This is a genomic window from Nocardia kruczakiae NBRC 101016 (assembly GCF_001612965.1).
In the GTDB taxonomy this organism is placed as follows: Bacteria; Actinomycetota; Actinomycetes; order Mycobacteriales; family Mycobacteriaceae; genus Nocardia; species Nocardia kruczakiae.
In genome coordinates this window covers 26,011-45,364 of the sequence record NZ_BDBL01000033.1, presented here as the reverse complement: position 1 = coordinate 45,364, position 19,354 = coordinate 26,011, and the positions used below count along the sequence as shown (strand labels likewise).

Here is a 19,354-nt window from a genome sequence, read left to right as displayed (position 1 = left end):
GGACCGTCCTCAGGGGATCACGACCGCCTCGGTGGTCGGTGCCGGGTCTTCCGCCCAGCGCCGGCCGGTCTCGCGTGGCGTGATGCCGTCGTCGGTCCAGGCGGACAGCAACCGCGCGACCTTGGTGTGCATGGTGGTGCGCAGGCGATCGAAGGATGTGTCCGGCACGTCGTCGACCTGACCGAGCAGCAGCCACCACGCCCAGGCGACCGCACCGGCATTCGCGACGAAGTCCGGCAGCACCGGAACGCCGCGGGCGGCGAGCATGGCCTCGGCCTCCGGCGTGGTGGCGGCATTGGCCGCCTCGACGACGACGCGGGCGCGCACGTCGAACGAGTTGTCCGGCGTGATCGCATACGAGATGGCCGCGGGAACCAGGATGTCGACCTCGGCGGACAGCACCGCGGTGCGGGGCAGTTGCACGACATCGGCCGGCAGGCGGGAGCGATCGATCTCGCCGTAGTCGTCGCGCAGCTCCAGCAGCGCCGGGATATCGAGTCCGCCGGCCCGGTGCAGGGCCCCGGCGGCATCGGCCACGGTGGTGACGCGCATACCCGCCTCGTGCAGGTAATAGGCCGCGGCGCCGCCCATCGTGCCGACGCCCTGAATCGCGACCGTCGTCTCGGCCGGCATCCGGCCCCAGGAGACGGCCGTGGCGAGGCAGGCGTGCGCGACACCGTAGCCGCCGATCACGTCGCCCAGCAGGAAACCGCCCTCGACCGCCGCGTTCAGGCCGTCGCGGACCCGTTCCAGGGTGGCGGCCGGATCGGCGGCGCGGCGGATCGCGGCGTGATAGCTCTGGCCCAGGCCCAGCTTCTCGAAGACCTCGTCGATCAGATGCTGGGGCACGCCCAGATCCTCCGCGGTCACCCAGTGCGCGTCGATCCACGGACGCATGGCCTCGCAGAATCGTTCCAGCACGCCGACGGCGCGCGGATCCTTCGGGTCGAAGTCGATGCCGCCCTTCGCACCGCCGATCGGCAGGTCGAAGGTCGCGGTCTTCGCGGCCATCCCGCGCGCCAGATCCTCCACCTCGCTCAGCGTGCAGCCGGCGCGCATGCGGGTGCCGCCCGTGGCCAGACCGCCGCGCAGGGTGTGGACGACGAGGTAGCCGACGGCACCGGTGGCCGCATCGGTCCACTGCAGTCGCATGTACGGCTCGGGGCGGCGGATCGCGGGAGGAACAAGCGCGGCCGGGGCTGTGGCGGGCAGGGTCGGGACGGCCGGTGCGGTGCCCTCGGCCGGGTTGTGGATCGTCGTCACGGCGAACTACCTCCTTCGCGTTCGGATGGCCGACCACCACCCGCTCCGGCCACGTCGAGTCGCGCTGTCGGCCTCCGGACCTCGTCGTCCCGGCTGGTGATTCGCTGTCCCCAGACTGCGTCCTGCCCGGTCACCCGTCTATTTACGGTTCGTTCACGGCATCGTTCAGTGCTCCTACACAGCGGTGGCCGAGCCCGGGAACCGCTTACGCTCGATGCCATGGATCTGTCGCTGCCCCGACTGCGCATGCTGCGCGAGCTCCATCGGCGCGGCACGATCACCGCGGCCGCGAGTGCGCTGCACTACACGGCGTCGGCGGTGTCGCAGCAGCTCGCGCAGTTGGAGCGCGACGTGGGGCTGCGGCTGTTCGAGCGGCGCGGGCGGCGGCTGCAGCTCACCGATCGCGGGGTGCTGCTCGCCGAGCACGCCGAGGAGATCCTCGCCTCGGTGGAGCGGGCGACACAGGCCCTCGAGGAGTCCGGGGAGTCGGTGTCGGCGACCGTCACCGCAGGAGTGTGGGCCTCGGTCGCCTCGGGGCTGCTGCCCGACGCGCTCACCGCGCTCGCCCGCGCCCATCCGGGCATTCTGGTGCGGACCAGGGAACTCGCGCCGGAGGCGACGGCCGCCGCGGTGCGCGACGGCACTCTGGACCTCTCGTTCGTGCTCGACTATTCGAACTATCCGATGACCTGGGACCGCGGTCTGGAACGTGCCGTCATCGCGGTCGAGCGGCTCTACGCGGCGGTGCCGGCCGGAGTGGTGCCGGCGCGGACGGCGACGTTGGCGGATCTGGCCGAACATCCGTGGATCCTCGCGCCCGCTCGCTCCCATTTCGGTCATGCGGTGCGGCTGGCCTTCCAATCCGGCGGGGTCGAACCGCGCATCGACCACGAGGTGGAGGAACAGTCGACCGCGATGGCGTTGGTCGCGGCCGGACTGGGCGTCACGCTGGTCTCGGATCTCGGGCTGGCGCTGCGACCGGCGGGCGTGGATATCGTCGGACTCGGCGAGGGGCTCACCAGGACCGTCTCGCTGGCCTACCGCACCAATACGGCTCGCCGGGCGGCGCTGCTGTTCGTCGTCAACGCGGTCCGGGCCGCCGCCGTCGACAAGGGACTCGGTCCGGACCGGCCGTTGCTCGCCGCACCGGGCCCGGAAACCGTTGCGCCACCGAATGATTCGGTCGAGGTCACCCATAAGGCGCTCGGACTCGAGTGAGCCGGGCGCCGGTGCGTCAGTACAGGGTGTCCAGAATCCGCAGGTCCACGCCCTCTGCGCGAGCGATCAGGCTGGGCGGGCGGACCACGTGATTGTCGCGGTACATCCGCGCGCCCGACGGCGTCTCCAGCACCACCCCGTCCTCGAGCGCGGCCCGCATCCGCGGCACCTCGAGCGAGCCGACCGCATGGGCCATCGCCCGCAGCGTGTGCAGCGCCTCGTAGGCGGTGTTGCCGAAGTAGGTGAGTTTCGGCGCGAAGCGGCCGTGCATGTGGTGATAGCGCGCGAGCCGGTCGGGATCGGCGTTCACGTCCGGGAACAGACTGGACGCGACATAGAGATCGGTGTTGGCGCCGGGACCGGCGGCGAGCAGGAGTTGTTCGTCGACGACCGGGCTGACCCGCAGTTGCGTCGCGGCCCGGCCCATCGCGGTGAACTGCTGATTGAACCGGACCGCGTCCATTCCGACCAGCAGCATCACGATGCCGTCGACCCGGTCCAGCAGCGGATCGGAGAGGATCGACCCGAAGTCCCGGGTGCCCAGCGGCACGTAGCGCTCGTAGTGGACGGCTTCGCGGTACGCGGCCCGGACGTCGCGACCGGTGGCCACCGGCCAGATGTAGTCGTTGCCGATGATCGCCCAGCGCCGGGTGCCGAATTCCCGCGACAGCCACCGCATGGCCGGCAGGATGTGGCCGCTGGGCGCCTCGCCGATCATCACCACCTCGGCCGGTTCGTTCGGTAACTCCTCGTAGACGTTGGCGAACAGATAGGGGACCCGCCCGCCGGTGACCCGGGCAACCGCCTGGCGTACCGCCGAGATGTGCCAGCCGGTGATGGCATCGACCATTCCGGTGGCCAGTAGCGCCGAGACCTCGTCGGCCACCTCGGCCGGACTGCGGCCGCCGTCGATGGTCGTCACCCGCACCTGCCGGCCCAGAATTCCTGTGCCACTGTTGATTTCTTTTGCGGCCAAGGAAATCGCGGCTTCACAGGACGGCGCGACAATTCCGACGGGGCCCTGCAGCGGGACGATATTCAGTACCTCGACCACTTCGTCCGGGCTCTCGCCGAAGGAGAACATTCGGTACCCTTCTTCGTATCCGAGCGAAATGATGGGGCGGAGAATATGTCGACCATTGTAAGTGGCGTCGCCACGCTGCACGGGGCGCTGCGCGCTGCGGAACGCGGTTGGCTCCGGCACCTCGACGCGGCACTGTGTGCCAGGCAGCTGACCGCCGATCAGTGGGCCATGCTGTCGAATCTGTCCGACCGCTCCGGCATCACCATGAGCGAGCTGGCGGTTCGCGCCCAGCTGCCGCCCTCGTCGGCCACCCGCCACGCCGACGCCCTGGCCGAACGCGGCCTCATCTTTCGAATTGCGGCCGAGGACGATCGCCGCCGCATTCTCATCGGTTTGACTCACCGCGGCAAGGATCTGGTGGATTCGGTGCGCGAGCAGGAGTCACTGGCCGAAGAGGAATTGCGGAAACGAATCGGCGCGCGAAATCACGCGGAATTGCTCCGGCTACTCGAGTTGATGGTCGAGACGCAGTCGGAGTGATCCCGTTCGGGGTGCGACGGCCGACTCGGCGAAAATACGGCAATTCCGGCAGCCGTTAGGATCGCCGGTATGCCGGTCTCCACCACCGCGACGGCCTCCGGGCTGTGCGCCTTCGTCGATGCCTCGCCGTCCCCGTTCCACGTATGCCGCACCGTGGCAGCCGAATTGGCGGCCCACGGATTCACCGAACTGCCCGAGGCCCGGCCGTGGGCCGAGGCAGCGGAGACGAACGGGGGAGTGGGCCGCTACTTCGTGATCCGCGGCGGGTCACTGGTGGCATGGGCCGCGAAGACCACCGATCCGGCCGGGGCGTTCCGGGTGGTCGGCGCGCATACCGACAGCCCGAATCTGCGCGTCAAACAGCACCCTGATCTGGCGGTCGCGGGCTGGCAGATGATCGGCCTCGAGCCCTACGGCGGCGCCTGGCTCAATTCCTGGCTGGACCGTGATCTCGGCATCTCGGGCCGGCTCACCGTGCGCGAGGGCGACGGGCTGGGGCAGCGGCTGGTGCGCATCGATGATCCGCTGGTCCGCGTGCCGCAACTGGCCATCCACCTGTCCGAGGACCGTCGCGGGGTGACGCTGGATCCGCAACGCCACGTCAACGGCATCTGGGGGCTGGGGGAGCGGCCGCGTTCGTTCATCGCCTACGTCGCCGAGCAGGCCGGCGTCCCCGCCGGCGACGTGCTCGGATGGGAACTGATGACCCACGACCTGGAACCGAGCCGGGTAGTCGGCCGCGATCAGGATCTGGTGAGCGCGCCGCGGCTGGACAATCAGGCCACCTGCTATGCCGGACTGCGGGCGTTCCTGGCCGCCGCCGACCGGGACGGCGACGTCACCCCGGTGCTGGCGATGTTCGATCACGAGGAGGTCGGCAGCCAGTCCGACCGCGGCGCGCAATCGGATCTGCTGCCCGCGATCCTGGAGCGGATCGTGCTCGCCCGCGGCGGTGGTCGCGCGGATTACCTTGCGGCACTGGCGGGTTCGATCTGCGCCTCCGGCGATATGGCCCATGCCACCCACCCCAACTATCCGGACCGGCACGAGCCGTCGCATCGCATCGAGGTCGGCGGTGGACCGGTGCTGAAGGTGAACCAGAATCTGCGCTACGCCACCGACGCGGTCGGCGCCGGAGCCTTCGCCCTGGCCTGTGCGCAGGCCGGCGTGCCGTTGCAGCGGTACGTGCATCGCGCGGATCTGCCGTGCGGTTCGACCATCGGCCCGATGACCGCGGCGCGCACCGGCATGCCGACCGTCGACGTGGGCGCACCGCAGCTGGCGATGCATTCGGCCCGCGAACTGATGGGCGCCGCGGACGTGCACTCCTATTCGGCTGCGCTGGCGGCCTTCCTCACCCCGGCGGGAGCGGCGCGGCCCGGAGGCGGCAGCGCAGTGTAACCACGGAGGGCCGCGTCGCTCACGCCGAATCGGACACCGCGGGACGGTAGGCGATCGCCGCGATCACCAGGGCGGCGAAGGTCACCAGCACGTAGCTGCTGCCGATGATCTGCTGCCACCACGCCCAGCGCAGTTCGCGGTCGGCGTTGTGCGGCAGCACCCACTGCGGGCCGACCATGAACAGCACGGTGATCGCGACGGTGATAGCGATCCACATCCGCCGCCGCCGCGCCGCGTGTCCCGGTGTGTCCGCGGCCGGCATCCGGGCGATCAGGTCGCCCGCGACCAGGAGGGCGGGAGCGACCCACACCCAGTGGTGCGACCACGAGACCGGCGAGACCAGCAGGACCGCGGCCGAATTGACCAGCAGCGCGGGCACCTGGTGGCCGGCGTCGAGCAGCCGCTTCATCCAGAGCGCGGCCAGTCCGATCGCGATGAGCGACAACCCGATCCAGATCCCCGTCGCGGCCGCGTCGGAGACGCCCAGGCGGAATGCGAAACCCTTGAGCGACTGATTGCCCGCGTATTGCGGCGGCCCGATGCGACCGGTATCGATCAGCGTGTGGAACCAGTATTCGGTGGAATCGTGCGGGAACAGCAGGAATGCCAGCGCGATCGCGCCGATCGCCGAGGCGATGAGGGTCAGGCAGGCCCGCCAGTCCCGGCGCAGCAGGAAGTACAGCAGATAGCCGGCCGGAATCAGCTTCACCGACACCGTGATTCCGATCAGCATGCCGCGCGGCCACAACGGTTTGCGCACCAGCGCGTCGAGCGCGACGGCCGCCATCAGGATCAGATTGATCTGGCCGAAGTTGTAGGTCTGGCGCACCGGTTCGGACAGGCCGAGCACGGCCAGCGCGCCGATCAGCAGAATCACCCGGGTGGAGCGGTCCATCCCCGGCCGCACCCGGACCAGCACCAGCCACAGCGTGACCGCCAGGCTCGCCATCGAGGTGAGCAGCACCAGCCATTCGGCGACGGCGAGCGGCATCAGCGCGAGTGGCGCGAAGAACAGCGCGGCCAGCGGCGGATAGGTGAACGGCAGCCCGATGCCCTCGACCTTGGGCATCGGCCCGTACAGGTCGCCGCCGTCGAGCCACGTGTGCGCGCCGTTGCGGTAGACCTGGAGATCGATGTAGCCGGTCCAGATGTGGGCGGCCCAGGAGACGATCGCCGAGACGACGAACAGGGCGATCGCGACGATGAGCAGCCGTCGCTGCCGAGTCGTCAGCCCCCCGGTGGACCGCGCGGACGACGTGGTCGCGGGCAGTTCGTCCGGATCCGCGATCCTGGATCGATCGTTCACCGGCTCAGCGTACCGGTGAACAGGTGCTACCTGGTCGGGGTGGGTTTGGCACCTGCCAGGCAGTGTTGTTCGCAGTCCGATGGGCCGCCCTCCGTGGTGACACTCCGCTGCCTCCTCCGGACGGCCCATTAGACTGGCCTTGACTTCCCCATCCGCGTGCATTCCGTCTCTCACTCCAGCGTCGGAGCTCGTAGCTGCACGTTTGCCCGGCCGAAAGGACCTAGGTAGCCCACCGTGACTGTCCACGTCGACACCGTCAGCGCCGCCGCAGCCACCCCGGATACCCCGCAGCCGTACAAGGAGCTGGGTCTCAAGGACGACGAATACGCGCGCATCCGTGACATTCTGGGCCGCCGCCCCACCGATGCCGAGCTCGCGATGTACTCGGTGATGTGGAGCGAACACTGCTCCTACAAATCCTCGAAGGTGCATCTGCGCTACTTCGGCCAGACCACCACCGACGAGATGCGCGCCTCGATGCTGGCCGGTATCGGCGAGAACGCGGGCGTGGTGGACATCGGTGACGGCTGGGCGGTCACCTTCAAGGTGGAAAGCCACAACCATCCCTCCTATGTCGAGCCGTATCAGGGTGCGGCCACCGGCGTCGGCGGCATCGTGCGCGACATCATGGCGATGGGCGCGCGGCCGATCGCGGTGATGGACCAGCTGCGCTTCGGCGCTGCCGACCACCCCGACACCCGGCGCGTGGTCGACGGTGTGGTGCGCGGTGTCGGCGGCTACGGCAACTCCCTCGGCCTGCCCAATGTCGGCGGTGAGACCGTGTTCGACGCCTCCTACCAGGGCAATCCGCTGGTGAACGCGCTGTGCGCGGGCGTGATGCGGGTGGAGGATCTGCACCTGGCCTTCGCCTCCGGCACCGGCAACAAGATCGTGCTGTTCGGCGCGCGGACCGGTCTGGACGGCATCGGCGGTGTGTCGGTGCTGGCCTCGGACACCTTCTCGGGTGACGAATCCGGTTCCGGCCGTAAGAAACTGCCCAGCGTGCAGGTGGGTGACCCGTTCGCCGAGAAGGTGCTCATCGAGTGCTGTCTCGAGCTGTACCACGCCGGGCTGGTGGTCGGTATCCAGGATCTCGGCGGCGCCGGATTGTCCTGTGCGACATCGGAATTGGCGGCGGCCGGCGACGGCGGCATGCGCATCGATCTGGACAAGGTGCCGCTGCGCGCGGCGAATATGACCCCCGCGGAAGTGCTTTCCAGCGAATCGCAGGAACGCATGTGCGCGGTGGTGACGCCGGACAACGTCGAGGCGTTCATGGCCGTGTGCCACAAGTGGGACGTGCTGGCCACCGTGATCGGCGAGGTCACCGACGGCGACCGCCTGGTGGTGAACTGGCACGGCGAAACCGTGGTGGACGTGCCGCCGCGCACCGTCGCGCACGAGGGCCCCGTCTACGAGCGGCCCGTACAGCGCCCCGAGGAGCAGGACGCACTGGTCGCCGACACCACCGCCGGGCTGGCCCGGCCGAAGTCCGGCGACGACCTGCGGGCCACGCTGCTGAAGCTGATCTCCAGCCCGCAGCTGTGCAGCCGCAAGTGGATCGTCGAGCAGTACGACCGGTACGTGCGCGGCAACACGGTGCTGGCCGAACACGCCGACGCCGGTGTGATCCGCATCGACGAGGAGTCCGGCCGCGGCATCGCCCTGGCCACCGACGCCTCGGGCCGCTACACCAAACTCGACCCGTACACCGGCGCGCAGCTGGCGCTGGCCGAGGCCTACCGCAATGTCGCCAGCACCGGCGCCACCCCGAAGGCCGTCACCAACTGCCTCAACTTCGGTTCCCCAGAGGACCCGGGCGTGATGTGGCAGTTCCAGCAGGCCGTGCGCGGCCTCGCGGACGGCTGTGTGGCCCTGGGCATTCCGGTCACCGGCGGCAACGTCAGCTTCTACAACCAGACCGGTCAGACCGCGATCCTGCCGACCCCGGTGGTCGGCGTGCTCGGCGTCATCGACGATGTGCACCGGCGCATTCCGACCGGATTCGGCACCGAACCGGGTGAGACGCTGATCCTGCTCGGCGAGACCCGCGACGAATTCGACGGATCGATCTGGTCGCAGGTCGAGCACGAGCACCTGGGCGGTGTGCCGCCGCGGGTGGACTTCGCCCGCGAACAGTTGCTCGCCGAGGTGCTGACCGCCGGTTCTCGCGACGGAATGATCAGCGCCGCGCACGATCTCAGCGAGGGCGGACTGGCCCAGGCCGTCGTAGAAGGGGCGCTGGCCGGCGAAACCGGTGTGCGCATCCTGCTTCCCGAGGGCGACGACCCGTTCGTCACGCTGTTCTCGGAATCGGCCGGACGCGTCCTGGTCGCGGTACCGCGGTCGGAGGAGACGCGTTTCACCAAGATGTGCACCGCGCGCGAACTGCCGTGGGTACGCATCGGCGTCGTGGATCAGGGTTCGGACTCGGTCGAGGTGCAGGGCCAGTTCTCGATCACGATGGACGAACTGCGCGCCGCCCACGAGGGCACGCTGCCTGCGTTGTTCGGGACCACCGCGGAGTGACCCGATGCGGACCGCGGCGCCGCGGTCCGCTCACATCCGGAACGGATCGTGTTCGGCCATCAGCTTTTCCACGCGCGCCTCGTCGATGCGCTGATGCACGCGTGCGGATTCGAACTGGTCGCGGATCACCTTGGCGAGGGTGAAGGCGCTCGAAACCATGAACAGCGTTGTCATCAGCAGGAAACCGCGCTGCCAGATGTCCAGCGGCAGATAGACGATGCCGGCGGTGGCGGCGACGAAACTGACACCGAAGGCGATCGCGGCCTGAGCCAGGAATGCGGGGCTGCTCTTCTGCTGGGTGGGAGTGCTCATACCCTCGAGTGTGCGGTCCCGGGCCGCGGGGATCGTGCGTAGAACTACTCGAGTACCCCGGGTAATTCCCGTCGTAGCAGTTGTTTGCCTCACGTGGCGAGGTCCCCGATTTCCACACGCCGACCGCCATACTTGACGGGTGCTCGATACCGCCGAGACTCTCACAACGCTGCGTACGCGCGGCGTTGTGGTCTATCGGCGCGGTCTGCGGCTGTTGCGGCGGCTCGAGGACGACATCATCGCGCTCAATTACGCCGGACTGGTCACCGCGACAGTATTTTTCGCCTGGTCGGTGACGCCGTCGCTCCTGCCGCGCGACTGGTTGTTCCAAGGCCTGATCAGCGGCCTCAACGCCGCCATCGGCTACGGCGTGGGTTGTCTGCTGGAGTGGGGTTTCCGCAGACTGATCCGGCCGCGCTTGCGGTTTCGCACACCGTCGCTGCGGATTCGCTACGCGGTGAAGGTGACGATTCTGACGATCTGCCTGCTCACCGCGATCTATATGCTCGTCCTCTCGGCCGACTGGCAGCGGCAGATCTACGGCCTGATGGATATGGAAGGCACTACGCGCGCCGCCTATCTGCGCACCGGTGGGCTCAGTCTCGCGGTGGCCGCGCTGGTGGTGGCGATCTACCGCACGGCGCGGTGGATCGTGCGGTTCTTCGCGCGGCTGCTCAGCCGCTGGGTGCGGGTGCCGCCGCAGCTGGCGCCGAGCGTCGGCGCGATCGTGCTGGCCGTGGTGGCGGTGCTGCTGTTCAACGGTGTGCTGTCGGAGGCGTTCTTCACCGTCGCCAACTCGGCGTTCAGCGTGCGCAACGACAAGATGACGCCGTATGCGGTGCAGCCGACCGAGCCCGAGCGCTCCGGCAGCCCCGCATCGCTGGCCGAATGGGACACGCTCGGTTCGGAGGGGCGATGGTTCGTCTCGCACGGGCCCGATGCCTTCCGGATCGGCGCGGTGACGGGTAAGCCCGCGCGCGAACCGGTCCGGGTGTACGTCGGCCTCGGCTCGGCGGGCGAGGGGCGGACCCAGGAGCAGCTGGCGGTCGCCGAACTCGAACGCACCCACGCCTTCGACCGTAAGGTGCTGGTCATCGTCACCACCACCGGAACCGGATGGGTGAATTCGACGTCAGCCGGTGCGCTCGAGTACATGTACGGCGGCGACACCGCGATCCTGGCCTCGCAGTACTCCTATCTGCCCAGCGTGCTGTCGTTCCTCGCGGACCGGGAGAAGGTCGCGGTGGCCGGGAAGAAGATGTTCGACGCGGTCTATGCCGCCTGGTCGGCGCGGCCGCCGCAGTCGCGGCCGAAACTACTGGTCTACGGGGAGAGCCTGGGTTCACAGGGATCGGAGGCGGCGTTCGACGGGCTGGCCGACCTGCGCTCCAAGGTGAACGGCGCGCTGTGGGTGGGACCGCCGAATTCGAATCGGCTGTGGAAGCAGTTCGTCGAGCGCCGCGATCCCGGCACCCGCGAGGTGGAGCCGATCTACGCCGACGGCCTGGTGGTCCGATTCGCCTCCGGCGCACCGGATCTGGCGAAACCGTCACCGGAATGGCGGCATCCGCGCATCGCCTATCTGCAGCATCCCTCCGACCCGATCGTCTGGTGGTCGCCGGATCTGATCTTCTCCCAACCGGATTGGCTCTCCGAACGGCGCGGCTCCGACGTGTCCACGCAGATGCGCTGGTGGCCGCTGGTCACCTTCTGGCAGGTCGCCGCCGACCTGACCAACGCCCAGGGCGTCAGCGACGGGCACGGCCACAATTACGGCACCCTCGTCCTCGACGGGTGGGCGGCCGTGCTCCCACCGCCGGATTGGAATCCCCGACTGCAGGAGAGCATCCGGACCCAGCTGGAACTGTCGGAAGCTTTCGAACGCGCGGTGAAATGAGGGGCGGAATCGTCGCCACGAAAGCGCACTCGCACGGTGCGGGTCGATGAGTCGCCGAGGCCCGGTACGCACCCTTCTGGCATCCTGCGTCGCCCAGGCATGGAGCAATCTCGTGCTGCCGCGGCTGGGGTCCGGCATACGCGGCCGCACGTTCGCCAACGCCGCGTTCGCGACCGCATACGCCGCTGTCTTCGACGGCCGGCCGGAGTGGTTGTCCCGGCGCGGATTCACCTGGGGCGCAGTCGTATTCGGTGCGGTCGGAGCTGCGTACGGCGTGGGCCTCGCCGTGCCGGGAATCCGTGATCGGATAGCGGGGGTCGCCGATCGTGCGCCGGAGGTGAGTACGGCCGAATGGGTCGGCCTGCACATTCCGGTGGGCACCGTCTACAGCGAGGAGCTGATCTTCCGGGGGACGCTGGATCGGCTGTTCGAGGATGCGGGGCCCGTGCGAAGGCATTGCGGCGCACTGGTGTTCGGCTTGTGGCACATTCATCCGGCACGGTCCGCAGGCGACAGCGTCCCGGTGACTGTCGCCGTCACCACCGCGGGCGGCCTGTTCTTCTCGTGGCTTCGCCGCCGCACCGGCAGCGCGACGGCGCCCGCCTTGGCCCACCTCGCCCTGAATGCGGGCGGCGCGCTCGTTCCCCGGGCGGCCCGCGCACTACGGGACCGCCGCGCCGGGACTCCTCTTCGCGGCGAAGGTGGCGCTCCGCGTTAGCGAACCAGTTCGGCGGGCGTCGCATCCACCGCCCGGTGCGCGGGCTCCCGACTCCGCACGTCCGCCCGCACCGGCAGACGTCGTCGGCCCGACCGTGTCCATGAGCCGCCCTGTTGACAGTTGTGGACAGATCGCGTCGGACATGCGGCCGATGCCCCGGCCCACCCGCGCGACATGTCCGAGCGGCTCGCTACCCTCGGTGGAATGGCGCGACATTCGGCTGTGGACCCTGCTCAGGTGCGTGATTCGGTGGCAGCGGTCGGTGCGTGGCTGCGCGACGAGTCGGCGGCACAGCCGGGGCGGTCCGAGCTGGCGGCAGCCGTGCGCGGAACCGCGCGGAGTCTGGCCGCGGCGGCGCCCGGCGCCTCGGTGGAGGTGCGGGTACCGCCCTTCGTGGCGGTGCAGTGCATCGAGGGTCCGCGGCACACCCGCGGGACGCCGCCGAATGTCGTGGAGACCGACGCGCGGACGTGGCTGTTGCTCGCGACGGGACTGCTCGATTTCGAGACCGCGGTCGAGACGGGCGCGCTGAGCGCCTCCGGAATCCGGGCTGGGGAGTTGGCCCGCTGGCTGCCGCTGGTGGCGCTGTGAATCCCGGGGCAGGCTCGGCGAACTAGGCCGGGGCGGGCTCGGTGCGGTTGATCGGCTTGCGCTCCAACCCTTTTCGATCGTAGAAGCGCGTCACGATCAACCCGAGCGCCACCCCGATTCCGAGGCCGAGCACGGTCATCCAGAATCCGCGGGTGAAACCGGCCGCGCCGTTGCCGTCGAAATACAGCAGCGAACGCACCGCCAGGAACACCTGATGCATGGGTTCGAAGGTGGCCAGCCAGCCCAGGTATTTCGGCGTCGCCTCGATCGGCACCGTGCCACCCGACGACGGCAGTCCCAGCACGATGAACAGGATCATGTTCACCAGCAGACCGGCCGAGCCGATCGCGGCCAGGATGGAGATACCGGTGAATCCGACCGCGATGATCGCGAGCACCCCGTAGAGATACAGGCCCAGCGGATTGTCCAAGGGCATCCCCAGTGCCGCGCCGATACCGAGCAGAATCGCGGAGACCACCACCGCGGCGACCGCCATGACCGCCCACTTGATCAACAGGGTGCGGAGTCTGGAGACCGGTGTGGCGGGATAGTGCACGTACCACGGACCGTATTCGGTCGGCACGAACCCGAGGGCCGAGTCGATCATCGTGTGCACGATCATCGCGCCGAGCATGCCGGCCATCAGCAGTAGCAGGGCGTAGAAGAAGGCGGTCAGCCCCTGGCCGGATCCGCCCGGGAGGGGATGGAACTCCTGTACCAGGATCTCCAGTGGCTGTGCCAGGGTGAGGCGGGTCGCGCCGGACAGTTGGGGGGCGGGCGGGCCGCCCGGCGCCGGCGTGAGCTGAGCCCGCACCTGCTCGACGAGTTGCTGCCCCACCTTGTCGTTGATCTGCGGCAGCGCCTGATTACCGAAACGCACCACGATCTGGGTGGCGTAGGTGCCCGAACGCGGATTGGTCATCAGGGTGATGATCGGACGCTCGATATCGCCGGGTATGACACTGCCCACACCGAGGATCCCCAGCCGCTTGCTGAAATCGCTCGGAATGACGACCGCGCCGTAGACCTGGCCGTTCTGCATCTGCTGCTGGGCCTCCGGCAGCCCGAGTACGCGCAGATCGATCTGATCGGCGGGCACGGCGGTACGCAGCCCGTCGGCGACCTGGTCGCCGAAGTTCACGTGTTTTTCCTGGCCGGGTGCGCCGAGCGTCTCGCCCACATCCTGGTTGACCAGGGCGATCGGGAAGTCGTGCAGATTCCGCTGCGGATCGACGACGTAGTCGAGATACAGCAGGCCCAGTAACGCCGTTACCACTGAGAGGACCGCCACAGGGAACATCCATCGAAACGGAATCAACCGCCGCAGATTTCGACTTTGTAGTGCGGTGTCGGTGCTCGCCACGGTCGAACCGTAGCAGCAAACAGCTCGCCACCCGGCGGATCCGGACGTGGGTTTCGCGCGGATGACCCGTAGAATGATTGGTGCCCCCCGCCCGACTAACAGGGAGCAAACGGTGACCCACGCCGATCTGTCTATCCCGAAGACCGCCGCAGGCCGAAACACCTCCGCAGTCGACGAGCCCGAGAACGAGCCCCGCGAGGAGTGTGGCGTCTTCGGCGTCTGGGCTCCGGGCGAAGATGTGGCCAAGCTCACGTACTACGGCCTCTACGCCTTGCAGCATCGCGGACAGGAGGCCGCCGGTATCGCGGTCGCCGACGGTGCGCAGGTACTGGTGTTCAAAGACCTGGGACTGGTTTCGCAAGTCTTCGACGAGCAGACGCTGGCGGCGATGCCCGGGCATATCGCCATCGGGCACTGCCGTTACTCGACCACCGGTTCCACCATCTGGGAGAACGCGCAGCCGATCTTCCGGACCACCGCGGTCGGCACCGGACTCGCGTTGGGACACAACGGAAATCTGGTCAACACCGCCGAATTGGCGACCCGGGCCCGGGAATTGGGTCTGATCAACGGCCGCCTGCCGGGCAGCGCGATCACCGCCACCTCGGATTCGGATGTGATGACCGCGCTGCTGGCCCATGCCGCGGCCGACAAGAGCATCGAGCAGGCCGCCATGGAGTTGCTGCCCACGCTGCGCGGCGCCTTCTGCCTGACCTTCATGGACGAGCACACTCTCTACGCGGCGCGGGATCCGCAGGGTGTGCGGCCGCTGTGCCTGGGCCGCCTCGACCGCGGCTGGGTGGTTGCCAGCGAGACCGCCGCGCTCGACATCGTGGGCGCTTCGTTCGTCCGCGAGATCGAGCCGGGCGAACTGCTGGCGATCGACGCGGACGGGGTGCGTTCGCTGCGGTTCGCCAATCCCGAACCGAAGGGCTGTGTCTTCGAATACGTCTACCTGGCCCGGCCGGACTCGACGATCGCGGGTCGCTCGGTGCACGCCACCCGGGTCGACATCGGCCGCCGGCTGGCCGCCGAACATCCCGTCGACGCAGATCTGGTGATCCCGGTCCCGGAATCCGGTACGCCCGCCGCGGTGGGCTACGCCCAGGGCTCCGGGGTGCCCTACGGCCAGGGACTGATGAAGAACGCCTATGTGGGCCGTACCTTCATCCAGCCCAGCCAGACCATCCGCCAGCTCGGTATCCGGCTCAAGCTCAACCCGTTGCGCGAGGTGATTCGCGGAAAGCGGTTGATCGTGGTCGACGATTCGATCGTCCGCGGCAACACCCAGCGCGCCCTGATCCGGATGCTGCGCGAGGCCGGGGCGCTGGAGATCCACGTGCGCATCGCCTCACCGCCGGTCAAGTGGCCGTGCTTCTACGGCATCGACTTCGCCTCGCCGGCCGAGTTGATCGCCAACGGCGCCGGACCGGAACTGGCAGGGGGCTCGCAGGATTCGGAAGCGGCGATGGTCGAGAGCGTGCGCCGTTCCATCGGCGCCGACAGCCTGGGCTATATCTCGCTCGAGGGCATGATCGCCGCCACCGAGCAGCCGCGCACCCGGTTGTGCTGCGCCTGCTTCGACGGCAAATACCCGATCCCGCTGCCCGACGAGGCCGCCGTGGGTAAGAACGTGCTCGAGGGGATTCTCTCCGGTAAGCCGGAATCGGAACTGCTGGGCGAGAACGCCAACGCGAGCGCGCTGAGCCGCCCCTGAGCGGCACGGGTGACGTGGCCGGGCCGGTCGTCGTGGTGGCCCGCCGAAATCGGCCTGTGGCGCAAGAACATTCGCCGTCGAGCCGGTTGGTCTAGGGGCTCGGTGACGTGCTCGGCGGTGTGAGCAGTCCGCCGACCATCATCAGAATGCACTGCTCGGCCTCGGCGCCGGCCGCATCCGGATCGTCGGCGTGCGCGACGATCATGCCCGCCTCGGTGACCGCGGCCAGAATCAATTGCGCCAGGGTGCGGATCGGGACCGCGGGTGCGAGTCCGGACTCCACGGCCAGTTCCAGCTGATTCATGATCAGGCCGAGGCCGTGGCGCGCTTCCATCTCCCGCCACCCCTGCCAGCCGAGGACCGCCGGACCGTCCGACATGGCGATGCGGACCGTTTCCGGGCGGCGGCTGAATACGAGGAAGGTGTGCAGGCCGGTCGCCATCGCGGCCAGCAGATCGGTCGGGTCGGGCAGGGCGTCGATCGCCTGCCGGATCTCCTCGGTGTTGTCCGCCTCGAGCTGTTCCAGTACCGCGATGAACAGGCCACGTTTGTCGCCGTAGTGATGATGCAGCGCGCCGCGGGTGACACCGGCCGCGGCGACGATCTCTTCCGCCGACACCGCGGAATATCCGCGTTCGGCGAACAGTCGCCGCCCGACCGCCTCGAGACTCGCCCGCGTCGCGCGTGATCTGTCCTCCTGGCTACGGCGTGGCATGCAGCCGAGTGAACTCCACGATCAACTGGCTGAGCAACTCGGGCTGGTCCTCGGCGATGAAGGTGAGCGAATCGTCGATCGTGCGCAGGGTGGCGTCGGGCAGATCGTGTGCCAGCCGCTGCGCGAACTCGAGCCGGAACACCTTGTCCTCGGGCGCCCAGGCCAGCAGCACCGGCAGATCCCACTCGCCGAAACTGCGTGCGGCCGCGAGGGTGTGACGCTTGTGGATATCGCGCAGGAACCGGCGCAGGTCGGCGCGGATCGCCGCGGAGTTGCGGCTCGGCAGCAGATACGAATCCGCGATCTCGTGCGGCAGTGGCTGTTTGGTGACCAGCCCGTAGGCGATGGGCAAGCGCTGCGCCGGCCGGAAGCGCAGGCTCTGCAGAACCGCGGTGAGCAGGCCGGGTACGCGCGAGAGTCGCGGCAGTGGAGTGAACGGCTGCGGGAAGAACTTCTCGTAGGCGTCGCAGTTGGTGAACACCACGCGCCCGACCCGGCTGCGGTCGCGCGACAGCATGATCTGCGTGATCGCCCCGCCGGTGTCGTTGGCCACCAGGGTGACGTCGGTGAGATCGAGTTCCCGCAGGAACGCCGCGATCAGGTCGGCCGCGCCCGTCGGGGAGAGGTCGGCGGCGGGCATCGGCTCCGAATGCGAGCCGAACGGCCAGTCGGGGGTGAGGCAGCGATGCCCGGCGGCGGCGACGTCCGGCACCACCTTGCGCCACAGATCGGCGTTGACGAGCAGGCCGTGCACGAAGACCACCGGCGACCCGGAACCGGTGTCGTGATAGCGGATGCGGCCGCCCGGCACCGCGACGTGTCGAATCGGGCCGAGGCTGGTGCTGATTCCCATGACATGCCTTCCGGAGGGGGATGATGTGTTCCAGAGTTACCTACATACCGTATGTATGTCAATGGCGGATGTGACGGTAGCCTCGAATCTGTACGTGCAGCCCAATACCGGTGCAGTCTCGTTATCCGGCTCCGGTAGCGTGATCAGGCATCTGTCCGCCGATTCGGTTTGGAGCTTTCCCGAACAATGACTGAGCAGACCCCGAGTGGTGCCGGTGTGAACGACACCAGTGCCGACGAGGCCCAATCCGGAGGCGCGTCGTATGCCGCCGCCGGTGTCGACATCGAGGCCGGCGACCGCGCAGTCGAGTTGTTCGCGCCGCTGGCCAAGAAGGCCAGCCGGCCCGAGGTGCAGGGCGGTCTGGGCGGTTTCGCCGGATTGTTCGCGCTCAAGGGTGGCTACCGGGAACCGCTGCTGGCCGCCTCCACCGACGGTGTGGGTACCAAGATCGCGGTCGCGCAGGCGCTGGACAAGCACGACACGGTCGGCCTGGATCTGGTCGCCATGGTCGTCGACGATCTGGTCGTCTGCGGCGCGGAACCGCTGTTCCTGCAGGACTACATCGCCGTCGGCAAGGTGGTGCCGGAACGGGTCGCGCAGATCGTGTCCGGTATCGCCGAGGGCTGCATCCAGGCCGGATGTGCGTTGCTGGGCGGCGAGACCGCCGAGCATCCGGGCCTGATGGGCGCCGACGACTACGACATCTCCGCGACCGGCGTCGGCGTCGTGGAGGCGGACGAGGTGCTGGGACCGGACCGGGTCCGCCCCGGCGACGTCGTCATCGCGATGGGCTCCTCGGGCCTGCATTCCAACGGCTACAGCCTGGCGCGCCGGGTGCTGCTCGACATCGATCGGATGGCCCTCACCGGGCACGTCGAGGAATTCGGCCGCACCCTGGGCGAAGAGTTGCTGGAACCTACCAAGATCTATGCCAAGGATTGTCTGGCGCTGATCGCCGAGACCGATGTGCGCACCTTCGCCCACGTCACCGGCGGCGGTCTGGCGAACAATCTGGCTCGCGTGCTGCCGGCCGGGCTGGTCGCCGAAATCGACCGCGGCACCTGGAATCCCGCGCCGATCTTCAAGCTGATCGCGCAGCGCGGCCGGGTCGAGCGGGCGGAGATGGAGAAGACCTTCAACATGGGCGTCGGTATGGTCGCCGTCGTCGCCCCCGAGGATGCCGATCGTGCGCTCGCGGTGCTGACCGCGCGGCATATCGAATGCTGGACCCTGGGATCGGTCAAGAAGGCCAAGGACGCCGACGCCGCGCGCGTGGCGCTGCTGGGCGAACATCCCCGATTCTGAGCGGAAACTCGATCGCCTCCTCGACCCGGGTACGGCCCGGTTCGAGGAGGCGATTGTCGTTCGGCTGAGCCGCTGCGGCATCCGAAGGCGACCGGCGGAAGCGCGGCCGGGCGGCAGTGTGCCGAGGCACGTTCAACGGCGGGTAGTGCCGCCCTCGGTATCACTGATACCCGCGGCGGCAACCCGTACTACGAGCCCTCATCGAGGTGGGATCGGTCGACCCTATCGGCCGAAAACGCTGCGCGACGTGCGAAGGGGGAGGCCCCTCAGGCCTCCCCCTGCAACGCGTCGATCCGAGTCAGCGGCGCCAGTCGTCGTAGTCCTCATCTTCCTCCCAGCGCTTGAGCGATTCGTCCGAATCGTGTTCTTCGGACAGCACACCGCTCCGCCGGGGGGTGTGCCCCGACAGCTCGCGCTGAAGGCTCGCGAAGTCGGTCGACGGCGAGCTGTACTTCAGCTCGCGTGCAACCTTGGTCTGCTTTGCCTTAGCCCGGCCACGGCCCATGGCTGACCCCCTCGCGTCACTGCGGGGCGGCCTGGGGTGGTTGGCGGCCCCGTTCGAATTAATAATCTTCCTGACAGACACTTTAGCGTGTGTCAGG

17 protein-coding genes are annotated in these 19,354 nt (G+C 68.6%); 9 read left to right on the top strand and 8 right to left on the bottom strand.

Going from position 1 to position 19,354, the window contains the following annotated elements; all coding sequences use genetic code 11:
• Positions 1 to 9: 9 nt before the first annotated feature.
• Complete coding sequence (locus tag NK1_RS23220; RefSeq protein ID WP_063011943.1) at positions 10 to 1,152, bottom strand: Glu/Leu/Phe/Val dehydrogenase dimerization domain-containing protein; 1,143 nt, start codon at positions 1,150 to 1,152, stop codon at positions 10 to 12.
• Positions 1,153 to 1,482: 330 nt separating this feature from the next.
• Between NK1_RS23220 and NK1_RS23215 the strand changes: the two genes are divergently transcribed.
• Complete coding sequence (locus tag NK1_RS23215; RefSeq protein WP_063011873.1) at positions 1,483 to 2,481, top strand: LysR family transcriptional regulator; 999 nt, start codon at positions 1,483 to 1,485, stop codon at positions 2,479 to 2,481.
• Between the two features lie 16 nt (positions 2,482 to 2,497).
• On the opposite strand, the gene NK1_RS23210 is transcribed toward NK1_RS23215, so the two are convergent.
• Positions 2,498 to 3,565, bottom strand: coding sequence for a substrate-binding domain-containing protein (locus NK1_RS23210; protein ID WP_063011871.1), 1,068 nt, complete (start codon positions 3,563 to 3,565; stop codon positions 2,498 to 2,500).
• 45 nt (positions 3,566 to 3,610) lie between these two features.
• Here NK1_RS23210 and NK1_RS23205 point away from each other — a divergent pair, with 45 nt between their 5' ends.
• Both NK1_RS23205 and NK1_RS23200 read left to right on the top strand, forming a co-directional pair.
• Positions 3,611 to 4,045, top strand: a complete 435-nt coding sequence (locus NK1_RS23205; RefSeq protein WP_036497765.1) for a MarR family winged helix-turn-helix transcriptional regulator — start codon at positions 3,611 to 3,613, stop codon at positions 4,043 to 4,045.
• 69 nt (positions 4,046 to 4,114) lie between these two features.
• Positions 4,115 to 5,446 carry a M18 family aminopeptidase gene (locus tag NK1_RS23200; protein WP_063011869.1) on the top strand — a complete coding sequence of 444 codons (1,332 nt, stop codon included), beginning with the start codon at positions 4,115 to 4,117 and terminating at the stop codon, positions 5,444 to 5,446.
• Between the two features lie 19 nt (positions 5,447 to 5,465).
• Here the strand turns inward: NK1_RS23200 and NK1_RS23195 are convergent, their stop codons facing one another.
• Entirely contained in the window at positions 5,466 to 6,752 is a 1,287-nt protein-coding gene (locus NK1_RS23195) for a glycosyltransferase 87 family protein (protein WP_245660756.1), read from the bottom strand.
• Positions 6,753 to 6,986: 234 nt separating this feature from the next.
• Between NK1_RS23195 and purL the strand changes: the two genes are divergently transcribed.
• Positions 6,987 to 9,281: a phosphoribosylformylglycinamidine synthase subunit PurL gene (gene purL / locus NK1_RS23190; protein WP_063011867.1), complete on the top strand. Its 2,295-nt coding sequence runs from the start codon at positions 6,987 to 6,989 to the stop codon at positions 9,279 to 9,281.
• Positions 9,282 to 9,311: 30 nt separating this feature from the next.
• On the opposite strand, the gene NK1_RS23185 is transcribed toward purL, so the two are convergent.
• Positions 9,312 to 9,593: a YiaA/YiaB family inner membrane protein gene (locus NK1_RS23185; protein ID WP_039776015.1), complete on the bottom strand. Its 282-nt coding sequence runs from the start codon at positions 9,591 to 9,593 to the stop codon at positions 9,312 to 9,314.
• Positions 9,594 to 9,732: 139 nt separating this feature from the next.
• Between NK1_RS23185 and NK1_RS23180 the strand changes: the two genes are divergently transcribed.
• From NK1_RS23180 to NK1_RS23170, 3 genes are all read left to right on the top strand, one after another.
• On the top strand, positions 9,733 to 11,490 hold the full coding sequence (locus NK1_RS23180) for an alpha/beta hydrolase (protein WP_063011865.1): 1,758 nt from the start codon (positions 9,733 to 9,735) through the stop codon (positions 11,488 to 11,490).
• 46 nt (positions 11,491 to 11,536) lie between these two features.
• Positions 11,537 to 12,208, top strand: a complete 672-nt coding sequence (locus NK1_RS23175) for a CPBP family intramembrane glutamic endopeptidase (protein WP_063011863.1) — start codon at positions 11,537 to 11,539, stop codon at positions 12,206 to 12,208.
• 204 nt (positions 12,209 to 12,412) lie between these two features.
• Complete coding sequence (locus NK1_RS23170; RefSeq protein WP_063011861.1) at positions 12,413 to 12,799, top strand: sterol carrier family protein; 387 nt, start codon at positions 12,413 to 12,415, stop codon at positions 12,797 to 12,799.
• Between the two features lie 22 nt (positions 12,800 to 12,821).
• Here the strand turns inward: NK1_RS23170 and NK1_RS23165 are convergent, their stop codons facing one another.
• Positions 12,822 to 14,099 carry a YhgE/Pip domain-containing protein gene (locus NK1_RS23165; RefSeq protein WP_063011859.1) on the bottom strand — a complete coding sequence of 426 codons (1,278 nt, stop codon included), beginning with the start codon at positions 14,097 to 14,099 and terminating at the stop codon, positions 12,822 to 12,824.
• Positions 14,100 to 14,274: 175 nt separating this feature from the next.
• Between NK1_RS23165 and purF the strand changes: the two genes are divergently transcribed.
• Complete coding sequence (gene purF, locus NK1_RS23160) at positions 14,275 to 15,879, top strand: amidophosphoribosyltransferase (RefSeq protein WP_063011857.1); 1,605 nt, start codon at positions 14,275 to 14,277, stop codon at positions 15,877 to 15,879.
• A 91-nt stretch (positions 15,880 to 15,970) separates the two neighbouring features.
• Here the strand turns inward: purF and NK1_RS23155 are convergent, their stop codons facing one another.
• Together NK1_RS23155 and NK1_RS23150 are read right to left on the bottom strand one after the other, a co-directional pair.
• Positions 15,971 to 16,594 carry a TetR/AcrR family transcriptional regulator gene (locus NK1_RS23155; protein WP_063011855.1) on the bottom strand — a complete coding sequence of 208 codons (624 nt, stop codon included), beginning with the start codon at positions 16,592 to 16,594 and terminating at the stop codon, positions 15,971 to 15,973.
• On the bottom strand, positions 16,581 to 17,447 hold the full coding sequence (locus NK1_RS23150; protein WP_063011853.1) for an alpha/beta fold hydrolase: 867 nt from the start codon (positions 17,445 to 17,447) through the stop codon (positions 16,581 to 16,583). Before NK1_RS23150 ends, NK1_RS23155 begins: the two co-directional genes overlap by 14 nt.
• Positions 17,448 to 17,633: 186 nt before the next feature.
• On the opposite strand from NK1_RS23150, the gene purM reads away from it, so the two are divergent.
• Complete coding sequence (purM, locus tag NK1_RS23145; protein WP_063011851.1) at positions 17,634 to 18,752, top strand: phosphoribosylformylglycinamidine cyclo-ligase; 1,119 nt, start codon at positions 17,634 to 17,636, stop codon at positions 18,750 to 18,752.
• 298 nt (positions 18,753 to 19,050) lie between these two features.
• Here the strand turns inward: purM and NK1_RS23140 are convergent, their stop codons facing one another.
• Positions 19,051 to 19,257 (bottom strand): DUF3073 domain-containing protein, encoded by a 207-nt coding sequence (locus NK1_RS23140; RefSeq protein ID WP_036497777.1) that lies wholly within the window; start codon positions 19,255 to 19,257, stop codon positions 19,051 to 19,053.
• Positions 19,258 to 19,354: the final 97 nt, after the last annotated feature.